This is a genomic window from Micromonospora parathelypteridis, from assembly GCF_014201145.1.
GTDB classification, from domain to species: domain Bacteria; phylum Actinomycetota; class Actinomycetes; order Mycobacteriales; family Micromonosporaceae; genus Micromonospora; species Micromonospora parathelypteridis.
Genome location: NZ_JACHDP010000001.1, coordinates 985736 through 1005354, shown reverse-complemented (window position 1 = coordinate 1005354; position 19619 = coordinate 985736). Strand labels below are relative to the sequence as shown.

Genomic DNA, 19619 nt, shown 5'->3' with positions numbered 1-19619 from the left:
CCGCTGCTGCCGGTCAGCCCTGCACCGGAGCGGGCTGCCCCGACGGCAGGGGCACCGGCACCGAGGCGATGGCCTGGCGCAGCACCTCCGCGGCGGTCAACCCGCGCACCTGGGCGTCCGGGGTGAGCAGCAGCCGATGCGCGAACACCGCCTCGGCGAGCGCCTTCAGATCCTCCGGCATGATCCAGCCCCGCCCGTCGATCAGCGCGTACGCGCACGCGGCACGCGTCAACGCGATCACACCTCGGGGGCTGACCCCGACCCGCACCTGCGGGTGGGTGCGGGTGGCGGCGGCCAGCCGGACCGCGTACGCGTAGAGCGGCTCGGCGATGTGCACCCGGCGGGCCATCCGGACCATCTCCCCGACGGTGGCGGTGTCGGTGACCGGGGCGAGCGCCTCCGGGGAACGCACGGTCGCGCCGCGCAGCACCTCCACCTCGACCGCCTCGTCCGGATAGCCGACGGACAGCTTGACCAGGAAGCGGTCCAGCTGGGCCTCGGGCAACCGGTACGTGCCATCCATCTCGACCGGGTTCTGCGTGGCCACCACCAGGAACGGCGACGGCACCGGATGCCGGACCCCGTCCACGGTGACGGTGCGTTCCTCCATCACCTCCAGCAGCGCCGACTGGGTCTTCGGCGACGCCCGGTTGATCTCGTCGGCGATGACGATGTTGGCGAAGACCGGCCCCGGGTGGAACTCGAAATCCCTGCTCGCCTGGTTGAAGATGGTCACCCCGGACACGTCTGACGGGAGCAGGTCGGGCGTGAACTGGATGCGCCGCCACTCACCCTTCACCGTGGCGGCGATGGCCCGGGCGAGGGTCGTCTTACCGACCCCCGGCACATCCTCCAGCAGCACGTGACCCTGCGCGAAGAGCGCGGTCAGCGCCAACCGGACCACCTGCGGCTTGCCGAGCACCACCGCGTTGACGTTCTCGGCCAGCCGGGCGGCGAGGGCGGCGAAGCCCTGCACCTCCGGCTGGGTGAGCGGCTCGTGGGTGTTCACGGTCGGTGGTGCTCCTTGCCTGGTGTTTCAGCAGGTGGGCAGGGTGTTGATGTTGTCGCCGCCCTCCAGGTTGAGCCAGGCCCAAGGGATGTAGTTCTTGCCACCCCCGAAGTTGACCTGCACCCACCAGGTGCTGCGCTTCTGATTGTTGTAGATCCAGGAGTCGACGTCCTCACCGGCCTTCTTGCAGTACGCCATCAGCCGGGTGCCGGGCCTCGCCCAACCAGCCTGCTGGTCGTTGTCCTGCCGCGTAACCCTGAAGACCTCGTTACCGTTACGGCCGTCGACTTCGGCGTTGCAGTAGGTCCGCTGGTCGCCGTCCGGCCCGTTGTTGCAGGTCGCGATCCCGTACAGCGGAAGCGTTTCCTGCGCCTTCGTCGCCGTGCCGTTACCGGCCGCGTTGGTGGCCGTCACCGTGAGCGTGTACGCCGTGCCCGGCGCCAGGCCCGACATGGTGATGCTGGAGCACGCCCCGGCCTTCGCCGGCTCACCCGGTGTGCTCACCGAGCAGGTGGCCTGACCTCCGCCGGCGTCCACGGTGAACGTCACCGTCGCCGAGGTGGCCGTCGCCGACGAGCCGGTCACCGTGACCCGAGGTTCGGCGACCGTACGCGCGGTGGCGGTTGCCTCCGGGCCCGGCCCCGCCTCGTTGACAGCCTTCACCTTCACCGTGACGTTCTGGCCGTTGCCCAGCCCGGTGACGGTCGTGCGGGTGTCGGTCACCTCGCTGACGCGCCCGCCAACGTCCACCAGGTACTTCGTCACCGGGCGGCCGTTCGCCTCCGCCGGCGACCACTGCACCGTGACCGCACCCGGCTGGTTGGCGACCGTGCCGGCGCTCAGGTCGAGCGGCCGACCGGGCGCCGCGAAGGGCACCACCGTGTTGCTGACCGGCGACGCCGCCGACCCGGCGCCCTTGTCGTTGACCGCCACCACGGTGAACGCGTACTGGGTGCCGAACTCCAACTCACCGGCGGGCACCACCAGCTCGGTCTTCGTCGACTCGCCGGCCGGCGCGTTCGCCCCCGCCGAACTGGCCGTGACCGCGTACCTCGCGATCTTGTTGCCCTGCCCGTTCGCCGCCGGCCACTTCACCAGCACCGTGCCGTCGGGCCGCTCCTGGGCGGTGACACTGGCCGGCGGGTCGGGCACCGCGGCGGTCGGGGTCACCGGGTTGCTGTTGCGCGACGGACCGTCGCCCTTGGCGTTGACGGCGTGCACCGCGAACCGGTACGTCTCGCCGTTGGTCAGACCCTTGACCTCCACCGCACGCTGGTTGGCACCCACCTCCAGGCGCTGACCGGCGCCCTCCACCACGTACTTGATGATCTCGGCGCCGTTGGCGGCGGCCGGCCGCCAGCTCACCCGCGCCTGAGCGTTGCCGGCGGCGGCGGTGACGCTGCGCGGCGCGCTCGGCTTGCCCACCCGGGGCTTCTTCGGCGGAGGCGGCGGCGGGGCAACCGGCGGCGGGTCACCGCCGAGCACGTCATTGGCGTACTTGTTGACCTCGCGCACCTGGTGCTTGTCGTCCACCACCCGAGCGGTCGCCGCGTCCGGGGAGTTGATGAACAGGTGGTTCTCCCGTACTTCCAGCTCCAACGGCCCGTTCGCCCGCCCGCGGATGGTCTCGACGAGCTGCCCGCCCGCGTCGAAGGCGTAGATCGTGCCGGTGGCCTCGTCGGCGCAGTAGAACCGGTCCGCCCAGGCCACCGCCGGGCTGAGCCGGTCGCCCTCGCCCGGCACCGTGAACGCACGCTCCTCACCACCGTCACCCACCACCAGCACCCGCCGCTCGGCGGGCACGGTGACCGGGATCCGCTGCCCGCTGGTGCGCGCCGGCAGCGCCGCCGGACCGGACAGCTTCAACGGCGTCGGGTGAACCTCGCCCCGCTGCACCCGCACCAGCTTCCCAGCCGTGCGGTCGAGCACCGCCACACCGTCGTCCAGGGTGGAGACCACCAGCTCGTGGCTGGCCTCGGCGACGTCGTACGCCTCGACACGCTTCGGGCTGAGCCCTGCTCCGGCGGGCGCGGCCGAGGCCGGCGCGGACGGCAACGTGGCGGCGGTGATCGCCGAGACGGTGCCCTCGCTGGGCACCGCGATCCAGAGCCGACCCTTACCGTCGAAGGTGCCGCCGGTGATGCCCGGGGGATAACGCACCGGCTCGCCGACCGGGGTCAGCGACCGCGGGTCGAGCTGCCGCACGATGCCCTGCACGGCGTCGACGACGAACGCCGAATCCTCGTGCAGGGCGACACTCACACCCAGGCCAGGAGTGGTCTTGGTGGTCGCGCTGAGCTGCAGGGTGGCCAGGTCCAGTGAGCTGATCTGCCCCGTCTGCAGGTCACGCAGGATCAACAGCCGGTCGGTCTGGGCGATCTGCATCGGGTGCTGACGGGCATTGGGAATCTCGGTGCGGGTGTCCACCCGGGCGGTGACCCCGTTGACCCGGGCCAGCTCGCTGCGTGCCGTGCTCCAGAGCCAGGAACTCGCGTCGTAGTTCGCCACCGCGTTGTCGGCTGCGCCGAGCCCGAGGACGGTCAACCCCATGGCGGCCAGCAGCGCGGCCACCGTGCCAACAGTTACCAGCCCACCCCGAAGCCGGGACCGGGGGCGGGGGGCGTCGGTCCGTACGGCGTCGTCGATGTTGGCCACAGCCGGCTGCCTCCCCTGAGTCGTGGCAGGTGGCGCGCCTCGCGGCGACCCCTCCCCTGAGCCGGGTGCCATCATATGGCGCTGCTGGTGACGGGGGAACCCGCACCGTCACCCCTGTGGATACCGAGAGTGTGCGGTGTGGACGCCCAGCTCAGCTCGGTTCAGCTCCACTCGCCTCAGCTTGGCGTCGGTCGGGCCGAGGGCTCGCCGCTCGACGGGACGGTGCGCTGCCGAGCCGTACAGACCTGTGCCGAGGTCGCAAAGCTGTCGGTGGAGTAGACCGCCAACACCGTGAAGCAGTGATCCACCCGCGAGTTCAACCCGTTGACCGTGTAACTGGTCTTGCCCGGATCCACGGTGGCCATCACTCCCAGGGGCTGCCCGGCCCGACCAGCGGCGACCATGAACGGCACCGCGCCGCCGGACGGGTCCGTCCAGGTCAGCGTGATCGTGGTCAGATCATCGCGCAGCTTCAGATCCCCGGGCGGGGGCCCGGCCGCCGCGGGTCCCGCCGCCGTCGGCCTAGTCCCCGAGGGCGGCGAATCGTCGCGGGTCAACACCACCGCGCCCAGGCCGGCCACCGCCACGACGGCCACCCCGGCAGCTACCAACGCGCCGATCAGCGTCGCCCGGCTGCGGCCCGCCGACCCGCCCTCATCGGCGTACGCCGGCCGGTACGCGTCCTGCACCGGGGGGTACTGCTGACCCGGATACGGCGCCTGGGTCGGGTACTGCTGCTGGATCGGGTACTGATTCTGGGTTGGGTACTGATCCTGGCCTGGGTACTGGCCCTGGGGCGGGTACTGGGCCTGGTGGTACTGCGGCGTCGATTGCGGGGCGGTTGGCCACGGCCCCGCCGGGCCGGCGCCGGTCTCCGGTGACCAGGCGGCCGGAGTCGGCGCGGCCGATGCCGCGACCGGGCTCGGCTGTGCAGGTGTCTGGTTCGGCTGTGTCGCGACAGGTCTCGCCTGTGCGGACGTCTGGTTCGGCTGTGCGGTGATGGGCTGGCTCGAACTGGTGTCGCCACTGCTCGGGCCACTGCCCAGCTGGACGGACGGGAACACCACGGTCTCATCGATCGGCGCGACCCCGGCCTGCCGGGTCGGCACCACTGCGGCGTCGGCGTTGCCCAGCCCCAGCTCAGCGTCCACGCCAGCGTCAACCGCGTCCACTGGAGATCGCTCAGCGGAGTCGGCACCGGGAGCCGGCAGGGGTTGTGGTGGAGCGCTGAGGCTCCACGGCGGCGCGGTCATCCCCCACGGCGGTACAGGTGGCGCGCTCACCGGAGGCGCGGACACGGGTTGTCCGTAGGGCGGCGCGGAAACTTGTTGCCCGGAACTGGGCGGGGCGGACACCGGATAGGTGTGCCCGGGTGGTGCGGACACGGGTGGCCCGTAGCCCGATGGCCCGGAGGCCGGGTACGGCTGGCCGGGTGGACCGGAGACCGGGTACGGCTGTGCGGGTGGTGCCGAGACCGGGTACGGGTGGACGGGTGGTCCGGAGACCGGGTACGGCTGGGCCGGTGGTCCGGAGACCGGGTACGGCTGGGCCGGTGGTCCCGAGACCGGGTACGGGTGGCCGGGTGGCGCGCTGACCGGGTGGGTCGGTGCTCCGCTCACCGGATGCGCCGGCCCTGGATAACTGTTGGCGGAGGATTGCCAGCCCGGCGACGTCGCCTCGGCGCCGGATGCGTCGACCGGTCCACCCGCCCCGGTCGGTCCGGCTGCGGCTCGGGCAGCCTCCTCGGCGAGTAGCGGTTCGATCTGTCGTACCTGGATCGTGGGGTTGTCCCAGCCTGGTGCCGGCACCCCCGATGCTGGCGCGGTGGCGGTCGGCGCCGGGGCTGGGGTGGACGGCTGGTTTCGCACGTCGAGCGGCGGGTGGTTCGCCTGGTCGCCCACGCGCTGACGGGGCGCTACGGCTGGCCCGGACGGCGGTCGCTGCGGTGGCCGCTGACCGGACGACGGCGGTGGCTGGCTTTCGGCTCGCGGCTGGGGTGGCCGGCCTTCGGCTCGCGGCTGGGGTGGCTGGCCGGCTGCTGGCCGGTCAGTCCCCGGCGGTTGGTGGTTGGCGCGTTGACGCGGCGGCACCGCGGGCCTGGGTTCGGCGGGCGGCGGGCCGGGCGGCGTCGGCGTCGGCGTGACCGAGGAGAGTGCCGGCTGGGCGGGCGTCAGCCGAAAAGCCGGAGCGGGCTCTGCGCTGATGTTGTTGGGCGCGGCGGGTCCGCGTACTCCGGGAGGGGTTGCTCGGGGTGTGGCCGGCGGTTGCGGCGGAGCCCACGGTGAGGTGGCGGCCGGCGGGCCGCCAGCGGAGGGCCGCATCGCGGCCAGGGTCGCCATGGACAAGGTCGGGCCGGCCAGGGCCGACCGGGTGGCCGACTCGGTCGCCGTGGCGGCCCGGTCCGGACCGGGCGTCGACGACGGGCCGTGCTGCTCGTTCGGCGCTGGCGCGGGCTGCCCGAGATAGTGGCGGGCCGCACGTACCGCCGGGTGGTGTTCCCCGAGCGTGGCGGGCCCGGCGGTGGCGACGCGGGTGTAGTTGCGGCGGGCCTCGTGCCGGTTGCCCAGCTCCTCCGCCAGCTCGCCGAGCTCGAAGGCGAGGGCGAGCATCACCGGGTCCGAATGCTCCCAGCGCCGCTCGCCCGCCGCGAACGCCTCCTCCAGCACACGGCGGGCGGCGAGCGGATCGTCCGCCTCGCGGTGCAGCCGGGCCAGCAGGTGTGCGGTGTGCAGCACCTCGGGGTGGTCGACGCCGTACGGCGGGGGAGCGGATCCGACGGCCTCCGCGAGCAGCTGCCGGGAGGCGCTGAGGTCGCCCGCGGCGCGCAGGGCGAGGGCCCGGTGCTGAGCGGCTGCCAGGGGGGAGGGATGGGACACGTGGCAATGCTGCCGTCAGAGGGGCGCCGAACGCTAGCCGGACACGCCCCGGCGTGGTGTCGACGAGCGCCTGCGAGGCGGTTTGAGCAGCGGCTGAAGCGCTGGGTGAGGGGTGCCGGAAGGCGATGTGCATGATCCACGGGCGGCGTGTACAGTAACTCCCCGTGCGGCCCGCCGTGCCGACATCGGATGGAAAGATCATCTGGGTCGGCGAGGTAGGCTGAACGTGTAGGTCCGGGTGGCGGAATGGCAGACGCGCTAGCTTGAGGTGCTAGTGCCCGTATAGGGCGTGGGGGTTCAAGTCCCCCCTCGGACACAGATATTTACCCTACGGTGTGCGCTGAGATCCACTGCAGCGCGCACCGTTTGCGTTTCGGTCTGGTAGGTGAGTCGGAGTCCGAGTTGCCGGTAGACCTCGGCTTTGTCGTCCGGGTCGGCGTCGCGCAGCTCGGCGACGATGTCGCCGAGCGCTCGGACTAGGTCGGCGATCTGGGAGCGGCTCATCCGGCGTGGCTCTGTCTGCTGGGTCGTTTGAAGATCGGCTTCGGCTCGTGTCCGTTCGGCCTGGGTTTGGGTGATCCAACCGGTGACTAGTGCGGGATCTGCGCCGGCGTCGAGGGCGGCCCGGTACTGGGCGAGCTTTGCGTCACAGGCCGCGAGCGTGGCCTGCGCTGCGGCCGTCTGTGGCGTTGTGTCCGTTGGTTGGGCGTCGCACATGGCGGTGATCGTTTGGTCGAGGTGGTCCGGGGTGAACGCGGATGCCAGCCACTCGTCGAGCGGGTCGGTGAGGCCGTCCTCGCGCAGGTAGACGTTGCGGGGGTGTTCGACCTCGTTGACCAGGGCGTATTCCTGGGAGCCTGGACGGGCTCGACCTCGACGCGCTGGGCCAGTTGGGAACGCAGATTGTGGCGGCGTTCGACGCCCTGCGCGACCCGGCCCCTGGACGCCGCCGGCCTCGCCCGGCTGCGGGACCTGGCCACGTCCGTCCAGTCGGTGCGAATCCAGCAGCAGCAGATCGAGCAGGCGGCGCTACAGGTTGCCTCCGAGTTGGACGACCTGGACGTCGTCGTGCACAGCGACGCAGAGGCCCCGACAGCCAGTCGTGTTCCCAAGCGCCCCGCTCTGCTTGGTGACCTCTTCGGCGTGCCCGAAGCCGTCAGCGATGCCCTCCGGAGGCGGTAGGTCAGCGTCCGCTCATGTCGATGTGCGGATGCTCGGAGATGGAGGGTGTCAGGTGGGCCTCAGGTTGGTCGGGTTGGGGCCGGTCAGCACGCCACCCTCGACGGGCAGGGTGTGGCCGGTGATCCACGCAGCGTCGTCGGAGCCGAGGAAGGCGACCGCCGCGGCAATGTCTTCCGGCTCGCCGACGCGGCCGAGCGGGTACATCAACTTGAGCTTCTCCAGCGCGCCCGGCTGGGACTCCCAATTGGGTGTCCGGACGGTGCCGGGGGCGACAACGTTGAAGCGCACACCGAGCGGACCGTACCGGGCGGCGTAGTTCTGAGACATCGCGATCTGGCCGGCCTTCGCCGCGGCGTACTCCACGTTGCCGAAGGCGGAGATACCGTTGACCGAGCTGATCGTGACGACGTTGCCACGGGTCTTCACCAGGTGCGGGATGGCCGCCTGGATGCAACGGGCGGCGCTGAGCAGGGTGAAGTCGAGCTGACGGTGCCAGTCTTCGTCCGAGGTGTCCTCCGGCATCGAGGTGATGATGCAGCCGCCCGCGTTGTTCACCACCAGGTCGAGCCGGCCGAAACGCCCGACCGCCGCGGCGATCGCGGCGTCGATGTCGGCGCGTGAGGTGACATCGACCTTGACCCCGAGCGCGTGCTCAGTGCCGAGTTCGTCGGCCAGCGCTGCCACCGCGTCCTGCTGCAGATCCGTGACGACCACCCCGCCGCCCTCGGCGGCGATCCGCCGGACGACGGCCTGCCCGATGCCCTGAGCCGCGGCCGTGACGAGCGCGACCTTGCCCTCGAACCGCCGCATCACCATTCCTCCGGACCGTTGCCGCCATTTTCCGCAATTCGGCCCGGCTTGGGCGCCGAGACCGCAACCGAGCATGATCGACCGCCCTCGGTCGCCTGCGCCGCACTAGATCGACTAGTGAGAGGGTCTCTCGATGAACACTATCGTCCCGTCCGCTCATGCCGCCGATAGCGTGGGTCGCAGCCAACTCGGGCGGGCACACGTCCTCCTACTCGAGGATCGAATAGGGCGGGGCGCGCCTGCCGATCCCCTCACTGCGGACTCATCACCTCAACAGCCTGATGCAAGGGCGGCTTCCGCAGCGGCGCGGCTGTGCGGTGTCGGGAATCAGCGCCGCCTAGCCGTAGGCAGCTCTTCCGATGGTGACATCGACGTGCTTCGGTAAGCACGCCACCACCGCACGTCATTGGGAGTAGAGATGGCCCGGACTGTTCGGAACGGCTTCTTGGTCAGTCTGACCGCTGGCGCCCTCACCGCAACACTGGGCCTGCCCGGCGTTGCCATGGCCGAGCCGAAGCATCGGCCCGTCCCGGTCTGCGCGCTACGACCACTGCCCTTACCAGCGGACATGAACGGTAGAGCTCTGACGGTCGACCCGACTGGTCGGTTCATCGCCGGTATCGGCTACCGAACCGATGACGCCGATTCGCAGCCGCTACTGCTGCTCTGGGCCGGAACGCCGCGCCGACCCAGGCCGGGGGTGTGGGACGAACCCCGCCTCACCGTCGTCACCATAAGAGCGCCGCAGCAAGTCGAGGACATCAATCGGTACGGCGTTGCCGTCGGCAATGCCTTCGACGGCAACGTCTACCGCCCCTGGCGCTACCGCAACGGGCGCCTGGATTGGTTACCCGTTCTGCCGACTGTCTCCAACACCCTTGCGCTGGGGATCAACTCACGCGGCGACATCGTTGGCCTGGGCGCCGTTGAGCAGACCGAGTCGACCCTGCCGCTGCTCTGGCCCGCCGACCGGCCGGGCACCGTCGAGGTGATCGACGCCCCGTTTTACGCTAGCGCGAGGGAGATCCTCGACGACGGCACCATCATCGGCACCGCCGGCAGCTTCGGCTGGGTACGCCATCCCGACGCAAGCACCGACCGGCTCACCGCCCCCGGGGCCCGGTGGTCGGGGATCGCCGCGGCCCGGGGGACCTGGGCAGTCGGTAGCATCGGCACCGGCAGTGAGGGCGGGGACAGCACCCTGGTGCGCTGGGACCTGCGGACTGGCGTGGCGTCCGCCGTGAACCCGGCGCTGGTATCAACGCAGGACGTCAACAGTCGAGGCACAGTGCTCGGCGACCGAGCCGTCGACCACGGCGACCGGCTCGTCGCCCTAGGCGGCGCCATCCCCGGTGTCCGAGACCCCTTCGGCTGGGGAATCGCCGACAACGGTCTCGTCGTAGGCTCCATCAACGGCTCCCGACTGCGCCCAGCGCGTTGGATCAACTGTTGAGAATAGTCGGCGCCACGGCTTGTATCTTGTGTCTTCCTCGGGTCGGAGGGCCATGGATGCGCCGAGGGGTCCTTAAGCACCGGCAGTTACGGAGGCGGCTCCAGTAACCGTAGGCTAGTCGCGCATAGCACACTGACAGAGAGCATGCTCGGTGCGTTTACGGTGACGATTATCGGCCAACGGTCCGGCACGAGCCCATTTGGGGGAGCAGGTTGGGAGCAGCGGGGTGCCCTGAACGGCCTTGAACTGCGTCCAACGGCATCGAACGGCGCTCAACTGCACCCACCCCTGCCTGCGGCTCTACGTTGCCGCAGCTCAGAGAGGGTGCAGCGTCCTGGTTCCCGCGGAGTGCTCTGCGGTTCTACCCAGCAGTCGAAAACTATCTATGTTGCCTGACAGGGGAGTGTCCGCAGGTCAGGGCGGTAAGGAGCCGTTGGTTGGCCCGGCCTTGCAGCTGGGAGCGGATTGGGCGCAGGTTGGCGAAGAGGTCACTGCGGCCGAAGTGCTCACCGATGGCGGACAGAGACGAGAGCTCTGACCTGCGGCGATGCGATCAGGCGGTGCGGTGTGACCTCCCAGTAGAGGTCGAAGTGGTCAGGCGTGTCGTTCCGGAATGGCTGGCGCGGGCCGGGGCGCGGTGGTGGTGGGTCGTCGGCTGAGCGCGATAGCCGGTCACCTCGAGCTCCGGCCCGAGATATGACCGGGCGGTGGCGTGTCGCGCGCAGGGACCTGAGCGAGAATGGGCCAGTTCGGACTCTGCGTAACCCTGGAAGGACCGTCCCTTGGCAAGTGGACTCGTTGCCCTGCTGGATGACGTGGCGGTGCTGGCTCGCGCCGCTGCCGCGTCGATCGATGACATCGGGGCGGCCGCCACGAAGGCCGGCGCCAAGGCCGCGGGCGTCGTCGTCGACGATGCTGCCGTCACGCCGCAGTACGTGCGGAGCCTGGCGGCCGAACGCGAGCTGCCGATTATCAAGCGCATTGCCCTGGGGTCGCTGCGCAACAAGTTCCTCATCATCCTGCCGGCGGTGCTGCTGCTCAGTCAGTTCGTTCCCTGGCTGCTCACTCCGATCCTCATGCTCGGCGGCGCCTACCTCTGTTATGAAGGCGCGGAGAAGGTGTGGGCCAAGATCGCCCATCACGCTGCCCACGGCGCGGGCGAGGAGAAGGTGCAGGACGAGACGACACTGGTGTCCGGGGCGGTACGAACCGACCTGATCCTCTCGGCGGAGATCATGGTCATCAGCCTTAACGAGGTGATCGATGAGGCGTTCTGGTCCCGCCTGGCGATCCTGGCTGTCGTCGCCGTCGTCATAACCGTCCTGGTGTACGGCGTGGTGGCCCTGATCGTAAAGATGGACGACGCCGGGCTGCGCCTGTCGCAACGTTCCGGCGCCGTCGCCACGTTCGGCCGCGGTCTGGTGAGGGCGATGCCGGTGGTTCTCACCGTGCTGACGGTAGTCGGCACCGCGGCGATGCTGTGGGTGGGCGGGCACATCCTGCTGCTAGGCATGAACGAGCTGAACCTGCACTTCCTGTACGAGGCCGTGCATGACGTGGAGGTCGCCGCCCACGACGCCACGGGTGTTCTCGGCTGGCTCGTCGGCTGGCTCGTCAACACGGTGGCCAGCGCGATCCTCGGGCTGATCGTCGGAGCGCTGGCCGTGCTGGTCATGACTCTCACGCTCCACCGCCGCAAATCCAAGGCTGCGGCTGCGACTGCGGCGACCACGACTCGTACTGACGGCATCATCCCCGCGCCGCCGAGCCGTGCAGCTCAGCGTCGCGACGCTCCTGCGGACCGAGCGCCGCGCGGATGACCGCAAATCATCGCAACTCGACCACGCAGTCAGGCGTTCTGGTGCCGAACCGCGCCTAACCCGGCTGAGCTGCGCGGGTATGCCGACGAGAGGACACCGTTTAACCTCGCGAATGGTGGGTGGGTCCCAATGACCGGGAAGGGATGAATGACATTCTCATGCCACCGCTTTTTTCTTTGGCAACGTCGTCGGCGGCGTCATGATCAACGCCAGTGAGGCGACAGAGATCGCGGTTGCGCCCAGGATTGCGGCCTGCACGGGAGTCGGAACGTCAGAGTACCCAGCAAGAACCTTCAAGGCTTCCGTCATTGCCAACGCTGCGGCGGTGGCCGCAGTTGCCCACGAACGCCTCCGTGTCCTCTTTTGAGTAGACCGCCGGCGAGACACGCCATCAGCCTACTTCGTTACGGCTACGCGTGTGGCCAACCGACGGCTCAGATCACCAGCCTGCTCCGGTTGCCGCGGGCGGTAGGTGGTGGAGGATCATGCCGGGGATGGGCAGTGTCGTGGAGGTGCGGAGTCCGGTCGACGTCGCGCAGCTCCGCGCCCGGCTGGGAGATGCGGATGTCGTCCAGTTCCAAGAGCCGCTCACCGAAGCGGGATATCGGTCGGTGGCCGCGCTCCTGGGGGACCATCCGCTGGTCCTGCTACGGGTCTACGGGTTCGACGGCGACCTTGCGACGCTGCGATTCCTGCGCTGGTTTCCACATGTTCGCCGCTTCAGCGTCGCGGGCCTGTGGCACCTGACCGACCTGACCCCGTTGGATCAGTTGAGCGCTGAGGTGGAGTTCCTTGACATCGGCGAGACCCGCAGACCTCTCGACCTCGCTCCGGTTGCCCAGTTTCGTCGGCTTCGCCGGCTGAGGATCGTTGAGCACCGGCGTGGTCTTCCCGAGCTGCTGCACGCCAACCCGGGCTTGCGGGACCTGTCGCTGTGGCGGCTTCCCGTCGACAACGTCCTGCCCGTTATTGCCCTGCCTAACCTGCAGGCGTTGGCGCTGACCCTCGGCTCGTTGACGAACAGCGAATGGCTCACTCAGATCCCCACACTTCGCTACCTGGCGCTGCGCCGGGTTCGAAAGCTCAGCGACCTCACCCCGGTGACACACCTGCCGGCATTGCTGTGGCTGTGGCTGGAAACGCTCACCGTCGAACGGCTTCCGGACTTCGGCTCCAGCACCTTACTGACGCGGGCCGATTGCCTCGGGTTGCGTCACCTCCGCCATCCGGCAGCCCTCCAGGGCCTTGCCGCGGCGCCGCAGTTGCGGGAGCTTCTGGTCGCAGCGCCGCACCTGCCAGTCGACGCGGTCGTCCCCTTCGTTGAGCACCCGACACTCGAATGCGCCGAGATCGTGCTGGGCAGCCAACAGCGCGACCGCGACGCCGATGACCTTCTGCGGCTGCCACCACCACGTCCGGACACGCAGTTCGCCGCGATGCACGAGCTAACCCGCATCCTGTAACCCAGGCCCCTGCACGTCCGCGGTTGACCTGCCCGCTCGGGCAGCACCACGGCTGCGGACCGGCTCATCGACGGTCACAGCACCTGCTACCCGCCGGGCGATACCCGCACCGTATTCGCACCGCTGCACCCCGACCGACTCGGCGAAGACCTCATCGCTCTGTCCACCCCCGGCCACGACCACAAGAGCGTCACCAGCCTGGAACGCGACTGGACACCTGCCGCGAGCACCGGCCTGCTCACCGCAGGCGGGCCGCAGCCGCCGGACTGGACCGCGACCGCGGTCACCGTCCTGGTCGAGGCCGCGTACCGGTGGCCTCACCTGACCCCCGTGCTGTACCCGCTCCTACGCGATCGCCCTGACCTGGGCATCGCCGCGGGCGGGGCAACCCTCACCCGGGTAGGTCCGCAACGGAACGCATCATCGGGCTAGACCGCCGGGCCGCTGAGACGTCGACGCTTCCGGTCGCGCCAGCCAACGATGTCGGAGCTGTCGATGGGTTTCTCCTCGCCAATCGTGGTTGCGGGGTGTTCGCGGCGAGCCACGCGTCCACCATTCTGGTGATCAACCCTGAACATTGCCGTGACCCGGCCGGCTCGGCCATCTGAAGAGGCGTGCACGAGTGATCCCGCATGCGCTCATCTGGCGCCGTCCGAGTGTGACAGCCTTTGGGCGGTGCGTTCGTGCCAATCAGCTCACGCGGGGCCGTCGAGATAGCCGACATCCGTGGCGCCCGACGCGACGCGGACGGGATACCCCCAGTGTCGTAGGACCTGGGCGATCTTTGCGGCGCCGCCCGGGTTGGCGGAGTGGACGTTGATGACGCCGACGTCAAAGGGGCGCTTGTCGAAGGCGGCCCGTTCCAGGACCTCCACGACCGGCCAGATCGTGTCGTCCCCGCCGAGGTCGTGGTCCAGCCACAGTTCGTCCAGGCGCCGGTACCGGTACCGATCGAGGAGGTCAACTCCGGCGGCACTGGTGCGGGCCACCTCGGCGCTGCGACCATCCGCGAACGAACGGAGGTCATCGATCAGGACGATCGTTCGGCGGGCATCCACGCGATGATGATGCCTGCCACCGTCAGGATCCGACATCTGGATTTGCCGCCGACCGTGCGTGTCGGCACCGAGTGCCCGTCACTCTTCGTGACTACCAGCGGCGGCGTGTCCAGGCGCAGGTGCCTCCGGTCGTGCCGCGTTGAGGCCGCTGAGGTAGGGCGGTTCGGAATTCTCTATCGGTGCGAGAACCGTCCTTTACCATCGGCCGATGGACGATCTAGCCCTCGGGCTGCGAAGGCTTGGTGCGGCGGAGACGAGGCAACAGCTCGTCGATGCTGTGTGGAACCTGCGTGATTCGGCCTACGACAGTCCTCAGCTATGGACTGCCTTGACACCGGAGACGCTCTTTCAAGCGCTGGCGGAAGAGTTGGAGCAGGTGCCGGATGACAGCGGCCAACCCTTGGTTCACGTCTTGGCATCTGCTCTTGAGAAGGTGCTCGGCCCTCGGCTACCCGGCTAGGCTCGGCTGCTGTGAGCGACAACGACGCCCGGGCTGTCGAGACGGTGCGTGCATCTGCCGCTGACAAGGCCCGTGAGTCTGCTGCCCGATCGACCGATGCGGCTGCGGGAGTCAGCGCTGGTGCCAGCCAAAGCACTGGGAAGCCGGCGCACGATCGCTTCGCAGCCCGCTGCGAGCCCGGTTTCGGGGGAGCAGGCGGGGAGCAGCAGGGTGCCCGGAACGGCGTTGAACTGCGTCCAACAGGATCGAACGGCGCTCAACTGCACCCACCCCTGCCTGCGGCTCCACGTTGCCGCAGGTCAGAGTCGGTGCGGCGTCCTGTTTCCCGCGGAGTACTCTGCGGTTTTGCGTAGCTGTCGACAGCGCTCTATGTCGCCTGGCATGGGAGTGTGCGCAGGTCAAGGCGGTGAGGAGTCGTTGGTTGGCCTGGCCTTGCAGCTGGGAGCAGATTGGGTGCAGGTTGGCGAAGTGGTCTCTGCGCCCGAAGTGCTCACCGGTGCCGGGCGGAGACGAGGCGCTTTGACCTGGGGTGGTGGAGGTCGAGCGGTGCGGCGTAACCTCCCAGTAGAGGTCGAAGTGCTCAGGCGTTGCTGCTCGGGGTGGCTGGCGCCGGCCGACGTCTCGGTTCGTCTAAGGCCACGTCTGCAGACGTGCTGCAGATCGATGTGGAGCGTGGCCGGTGAGCCTGCTGGAGTCCGCCGTAGTTCCGTCATTCGAGACGCCGATCCCACGGGCAACGTTCTGACCTGGCCCTTCAGGCTGGAGAGCTCTTCGGTGAGCCCGAAGGGCGTCATGGGCCGCGCTCGACCCCGAAGCCTCTGCGACCCCGCGACCCCGCGGGCCGGTGTTGCCGGCAGGCGGGGGCCTGCACGAGATGCGCGCGCCGCATCCCCACCACGGCCTCCTAGCGGGACGAGGCGTTCCGGCGCTCGAACGAGCCGTCAAGGTGAGTTTGACGCCGTACCGGGTGGCGGTTCGGTCACCGGGGCAGTTCGACGTTAACCCAACTCGACGTGCAGCAGATCGGCTGCTTCCTCGACGGTGGCCACGAACTCGTCCGGGGGGATCCTGGCGACGAAGACCTTGCCTAGGTCATCCGGAAAGGGATGGTCCGGCCGCCAGATCGCGAAGACGATCACTAGAACGTCGTCCAGGTGGGCGCACGTGGAGACGGTGTCGACGGTCTCGCCCCACTGCATGAACCAGGACTGCTCCCGAAACTCCGTGTCGTCTGCGTGGAGCAGCCGGAAGAACTCGTCCGGTGCGGCCCGGGAAGGGACAGGGCTTGACGTCGCGTCGGCGCACCTGCGCCGCGCTCGACCGCATAACGCGGATGAAGGACGGGAGGAAGGCGTAGTTGTCCTCGGTGGTCAGCCTCCTGCCAGCCGCCCACAGGTCGACGACGCGGAGTTGGTGCGGCTCGACCTCGCCGATCTCCACCGCAAACGTGGCCCGGTCACCGAAGCGTCGTGTCATCAGCCCACAGGCGCAGTCATAAGGAAGGCTGTGCCTGACGGGGTAGCTTGCCATCCCTCGGCCAATGCCTTGCGGACAATCGCAGCGACCGCCGACGGGAGAACGGGCACGGCCGACCCGCCAATCCAGTTACTTGGATGGTCCTGAGGCATGCTGACCAGCAGCACCCTGCCCTTGCAACCGACTTGTTCTACAGCGACAGCGAGCGGTCGCTCACACAGCCCTTGGACATAGGTTGGTCTGCCGCGCACTCGCCACCTGTAGGTGACTCCGTCAACCGTTATGAGCCGAGAACCCTTCTTGACCAACGCCATGACGACCCTCCTCGACGTCAGACGACCGTGCCCGTAGCGTGCCCGATGCAGCGGTCAGTATGGGGGCAGCGCGGGACGCCCGATCAGCGATGCAGACACGCCGCGCGCCGCCTGCCCCCAGAATGTCGCTACGCCCCGTGTAGATCAACGCGATTCGCAAGCTGAGCATCGGCCGCTGCCCTAGTCACCTTGCTTGGGCTGGAAGTAGCGCTGATTGATCCGTGCAGCGCCGCCGGGCTTCCCCGCCAGGATCTGACGCCCCTGCCACTCGACGGTCCGCTCGTCACTCCAACCTACGCAGAAGTGCAGTCGCCCTCCGGCGTAGAGGTTGGCAGGTTGCCACAGCGTCATCGGTAGCAGATCAACCAAGAGGGCTTGCATGGCGTGAGGGTAGCCGTAGCCCGCTGAGAGGCTGCCGGCCACCGCGAGTGACAGACTGAGTGACGACCGAGGTCGCCACATCTCGAATACCGGTGGACGACGACGGATCGTTTCCGGAAGAGGTCACTGCCGCGCGGAACCGGTTCCGTCAGCAGTAGCCACGTATCTGGAGGGATGTGCGGCTTGCCGGGAACAGCGCGTCGCTCTTCGCGGTAGCTCGCTGGGCGTGGTGTTCACCGTGGTTCCGTCACCCGAGACACCGATCCCACGGACGACGCCATGACCAGGCCCTTCAGTCTGGAGACCTCTTCGGCGGTCCGAAGATGTCAGCCATGGTGCTCCCGGCCGTCACTTGGGCGACGTCCGCTCATGTCGATGAGAGTGCGTTCGATGCTGCCGGTGGCCTATCCTCCCGTGCGTGGATGAGCGCATGTGGCACCAGAGTTCCGACGTTTCCCTTGTCATCCGTACCGATTTTGCCCATCCGCAGGAATGGACAGCGATTCAGGCGGCGATCGTTGAACCGCAGACAGAAGACGGATTCACCGCTTCCGTTGCATTCGTCGATGATCGTGCGTTCGAGGGGATCACGCCGTCGCAGCTCCTGGAGGTGGTGCCCGCGGATTTCAATCATGCCGTTGCCTTCCTCGTCGACACGAAGGCACTGACCCACCCTGATCGGCCGATCCTGGTGGTCAACCTCTACGACTACGTGGAAGATCTAGAGGACCAGGGCAAGGGGTCGCAGTACGGTGCCACGTTCCGAGTCCTGCCGTCCGAGACGTGGTCGGTTCAGAACAACCTCACGATTTCGAACATGGACTGGGAAGAGTTTGCCGGCAATGCGAACGCCGAAGGCATCTTCCGCGGCTTCTAGTAACACGCAACCTGATGCGAACATCTGCCGCCGACATGGCGCATTAGCCGTCCGTACACTCCCACGGCCAGTGCGGCATCGAGATTGCCCGCCGCATCATCAGGCGATGATCGTGGCTGCAGACCTGGCCGGCCAGCGCCATGGTCGGCGTGACTGACCATATTGCTGGACGAGTCGGCTGATGGACCTACCCGAGCAGCGCCGCGGCCGCGGCCAGGGTGGCCAGCGACAGCGTCGTGGTCACCACGACCGCGCGGTTGGCCACCGCCTCGCCGACGCCGTACTCCTGGCCGAAGATGAACGTGTTCTGCGCTGTCGGCAGGCCCGCGCACACCACCACGGCGAGCAACTGCGGCGCGGATAGGTGCAAGGCCAGCCCGGCCGCGTACGCGATGACCGGCTGTGCGACGAGCTTCAGCGCGGTGATCACGGCCAGCTCGGCCGGCTTGGCCGGCGCGGCCCGCGACAGCGCCGTCGGTGCATCGACGCGCCGAGCGCGACCAGGGCGGCCGGAACCGCGGCGCCCGACAGTCTCGCCAGCAGATTGCTGACTGTGGGCTGCCGGGTCAGCGAGCGGTGAGGTTGGCTAGTCGGCCCAGTTCGGTTGCGGCGAGTTGGCGCAGGGTCTGGTCGGGGTCGCGGGTATACCGGTGGAGGATGTCCGGGGCAGCGTCGGGCGCGAGGTGTCGTGCCACGACCGCGACGCGCTGACGGACCATTGGGTCTGGGTCGTCCGCCAATTCGACCAGGAGTCGCCCCCGGAGTGATGGCCCGCCTTCGGCGCTGGCGAGTCCGCTGAGGGTCGCCGCTCGTACTGCGGCCTCGCCGTCTCGTGCCAGCATCGTGAGTTGCGGCGCCACGCGGGGATCCGAGTCAGCCGCCTTCGCCAGCGCTTTGGCGGCTTGGACTCGCAGTTGTGGGTCTTGGTCGGCAGCCAGCGCCAGTAGCGTATCGACCGCCGCTGGCCCTCCGACTGAGCCGAGGGCTTCCGCAGCGTTTTCGCGGACGTGCCGGTCGGGGTCGTGGAGGAGCCGTTGCAGGGCCGGGGTCGCCTCGTGACTGCCGAGTCGCCCGAGTGCGTAGGCGACCATGGACCGTACCCGCGGTGTCGGGTCGGCCGCGAGGGCAACGAGCGGTGCGACCGCGTCAACCCGGCCGGTGTAGCCAAGCCTGCTCACCGCTGATACCCGTACCTGCTCGTTCAGGTCGCGCAACGCCAGGACGAGTGCGGCGAATGCCCGGTCGTCGCCGGCTGGGTCAGGGATCGATCCGACCGCCATGGATCTGATCTCCGGGTCGGCGTCGGTCACGGCCGCGGCCAGCAGGTCGACATCCTGTGCTTCAACCACGAACCCGAGCGCCCACAGCCCCACACGGCGCAGCTCCGGCGTATCACCGGTGGCGAGATTACGTACCACACGCCGGCTGGTCGCCCGTTCTGTGTGCAGCAGTTCGATGATCTCGGCCTGCAGACTGTCCTGGTCGTCCCCGAGATCGCGCGCCGAAGCGCGTAGCAGCAATGGCAGCGCCGCCACACCTTCGATGCCAGCCAAGACACCGGCAATCAGGTCCCGGCCGTAGAAGTTCCCCTCGTCGAGGAACCGGTCCAGTACCTCCTGCAGCCGGGGCACCAAGGCAGTGTCCCCGGACGCCGTCAGGGCCGCGACGGTTGGCGCGATGTCGTCGTAATCGTCCTCAAGCTCCACGGCATGCCGGACCACAGCCTCCAACGCCCCACCGCTGTCAATCATCCGGTCACCCTGCCACGCGATCACCCGGCGGTGG

15 protein-coding genes, 1 tRNA gene and 1 pseudogene are annotated in these 19619 nt (G+C 68.9%); 7 read left to right on the top strand and 10 right to left on the bottom strand.

The window, feature by feature from the left end:
* Positions 1–13: 13 nt before the first annotated feature.
* The 3 genes from HNR20_RS04070 to HNR20_RS32620 all read right to left on the bottom strand — a co-directional run bounded on the left by HNR20_RS04070 (position 14) and on the right by HNR20_RS32620 (position 6540).
* Positions 14–1009, bottom strand: a complete 996-nt coding sequence (locus tag HNR20_RS04070) for an AAA family ATPase (protein ID WP_184176581.1) — start codon at positions 1007–1009, stop codon at positions 14–16.
* A 27-nt stretch (positions 1010–1036) separates the two neighbouring features.
* The gene (locus tag HNR20_RS04065) at positions 1037–3664 is read right to left on the bottom strand and encodes a fibronectin type III domain-containing protein (RefSeq protein WP_229687166.1); all 2628 of its coding nucleotides are present in this window, start codon (positions 3662–3664) and stop codon (positions 1037–1039) included.
* Between the two features lie 176 nt (positions 3665–3840).
* On the bottom strand, positions 3841–6540 hold the full coding sequence (locus HNR20_RS32620; protein ID WP_184176577.1) for a tetratricopeptide repeat protein: 2700 nt from the start codon (positions 6538–6540) through the stop codon (positions 3841–3843).
* Between the two features lie 232 nt (positions 6541–6772).
* Between HNR20_RS32620 and HNR20_RS04055 the strand changes: the two genes are divergently transcribed.
* Positions 6773–6856, top strand: a tRNA-Leu gene (locus HNR20_RS04055).
* On the opposite strand, the gene HNR20_RS04050 is transcribed toward HNR20_RS04055, so the two are convergent.
* Positions 6838–7257 (bottom strand): hypothetical protein, encoded by a 420-nt coding sequence (locus HNR20_RS04050; protein WP_184176575.1) that lies wholly within the window; start codon positions 7255–7257, stop codon positions 6838–6840. The genes HNR20_RS04055 and HNR20_RS04050 overlap by 19 nt on opposite strands.
* 102 nt (positions 7258–7359) lie before the next feature.
* Here HNR20_RS04050 and HNR20_RS32120 point away from each other — a divergent pair, with 102 nt between their 5' ends.
* A complete protein-coding gene (locus HNR20_RS32120; protein ID WP_229687165.1) occupies positions 7360–7722 on the top strand; it encodes a hypothetical protein in 363 nt (120 codons plus the stop codon).
* A gap of 48 nt (positions 7723–7770) precedes the next feature.
* Here the strand turns inward: HNR20_RS32120 and HNR20_RS04040 are convergent, their stop codons facing one another.
* Positions 7771–8532 (bottom strand): SDR family NAD(P)-dependent oxidoreductase, encoded by a 762-nt coding sequence (locus HNR20_RS04040; RefSeq protein WP_184176573.1) that lies wholly within the window; start codon positions 8530–8532, stop codon positions 7771–7773.
* A gap of 568 nt (positions 8533–9100) precedes the next feature.
* Here HNR20_RS04040 and HNR20_RS04035 point away from each other — a divergent pair.
* From HNR20_RS04035 to HNR20_RS04025, 3 genes are all read left to right on the top strand, one after another.
* Positions 9101–9985: a hypothetical protein gene (locus HNR20_RS04035; RefSeq protein ID WP_184176571.1), complete on the top strand. Its 885-nt coding sequence runs from the start codon at positions 9101–9103 to the stop codon at positions 9983–9985.
* A gap of 782 nt (positions 9986–10767) precedes the next feature.
* A complete protein-coding gene (locus HNR20_RS04030; protein ID WP_184176569.1) occupies positions 10768–11805 on the top strand; it encodes a DUF808 domain-containing protein in 1038 nt (345 codons plus the stop codon).
* A gap of 494 nt (positions 11806–12299) precedes the next feature.
* The gene (locus HNR20_RS04025) at positions 12300–13268 is read left to right on the top strand and encodes a hypothetical protein (RefSeq protein ID WP_184176567.1); all 969 of its coding nucleotides are present in this window, start codon (positions 12300–12302) and stop codon (positions 13266–13268) included.
* 695 nt (positions 13269–13963) lie between these two features.
* Here HNR20_RS04025 and HNR20_RS04020 read toward each other — a convergent pair.
* Entirely contained in the window at positions 13964–14326 is a 363-nt protein-coding gene (locus HNR20_RS04020) for a cyclic-phosphate processing receiver domain-containing protein (RefSeq protein ID WP_184176565.1), read from the bottom strand.
* A gap of 208 nt (positions 14327–14534) precedes the next feature.
* On the opposite strand from HNR20_RS04020, the gene HNR20_RS04015 reads away from it, so the two are divergent.
* The gene (locus tag HNR20_RS04015; RefSeq protein WP_184176563.1) at positions 14535–14786 is read left to right on the top strand and encodes a hypothetical protein; all 252 of its coding nucleotides are present in this window, start codon (positions 14535–14537) and stop codon (positions 14784–14786) included.
* 979 nt (positions 14787–15765) lie between these two features.
* Here the strand turns inward: HNR20_RS04015 and HNR20_RS32615 are convergent.
* A pseudogene (locus HNR20_RS32615) lies at positions 15766–16262 on the bottom strand (hypothetical protein).
* A 494-nt stretch (positions 16263–16756) separates the two neighbouring features.
* Positions 16757–16957: a hypothetical protein gene (locus HNR20_RS04005; protein ID WP_184176561.1), complete on the bottom strand. Its 201-nt coding sequence runs from the start codon at positions 16955–16957 to the stop codon at positions 16757–16759.
* Positions 16958–17375: 418 nt separating this feature from the next.
* Here HNR20_RS04005 and HNR20_RS04000 point away from each other — a divergent pair, with 418 nt between their 5' ends.
* Positions 17376–17834, top strand: a complete 459-nt coding sequence (locus HNR20_RS04000) for a DUF6924 domain-containing protein (RefSeq protein WP_184176559.1) — start codon at positions 17376–17378, stop codon at positions 17832–17834.
* A 187-nt stretch (positions 17835–18021) separates the two neighbouring features.
* On the opposite strand, the gene HNR20_RS03995 is transcribed toward HNR20_RS04000, so the two are convergent.
* A complete protein-coding gene (locus tag HNR20_RS03995) occupies positions 18022–18264 on the bottom strand; it encodes an AEC family transporter (protein WP_229687163.1) in 243 nt (80 codons plus the stop codon).
* A gap of 136 nt (positions 18265–18400) precedes the next feature.
* Positions 18401–19585 carry a HEAT repeat domain-containing protein gene (locus tag HNR20_RS03990; protein WP_184176557.1) on the bottom strand — a complete coding sequence of 395 codons (1185 nt, stop codon included), beginning with the start codon at positions 19583–19585 and terminating at the stop codon, positions 18401–18403.
* Positions 19586–19619 lie beyond the last annotated feature (34 nt).

Bases quoted from the DNA above. Each gene is read 5' to 3' on its own strand.
- HNR20_RS04015 (WP_184176563.1), top strand. From the start codon at position 14,535: ATGGACGATCTAGCCCTCGGGCTGCGAAGGCTTGGTGCGGCGGAGACG.
- HNR20_RS04040 (WP_184176573.1), bottom strand. From the start codon at position 8,532: ATGCGGCGGTTCGAGGGCAAGGTCGCGCTCGTCACGGCCGCGGCTCAG.
- HNR20_RS03990 (WP_184176557.1), bottom strand. From the start codon at position 19,585: ATGATTGACAGCGGTGGGGCGTTGGAGGCTGTGGTCCGGCATGCCGTG.
- HNR20_RS04025 (WP_184176567.1), top strand. From the start codon at position 12,300: ATGGGCAGTGTCGTGGAGGTGCGGAGTCCGGTCGACGTCGCGCAGCTC.
- HNR20_RS04050 (WP_184176575.1), bottom strand. From the start codon at position 7,257: ATGTGCGACGCCCAACCAACGGACACAACGCCACAGACGGCCGCAGCG.
- HNR20_RS04005 (WP_184176561.1), bottom strand. From the start codon at position 16,957: ATGCAAGCCCTCTTGGTTGATCTGCTACCGATGACGCTGTGGCAACCT.
- HNR20_RS04035 (WP_184176571.1), top strand. From the start codon at position 9,101: ATGAACGGTAGAGCTCTGACGGTCGACCCGACTGGTCGGTTCATCGCC.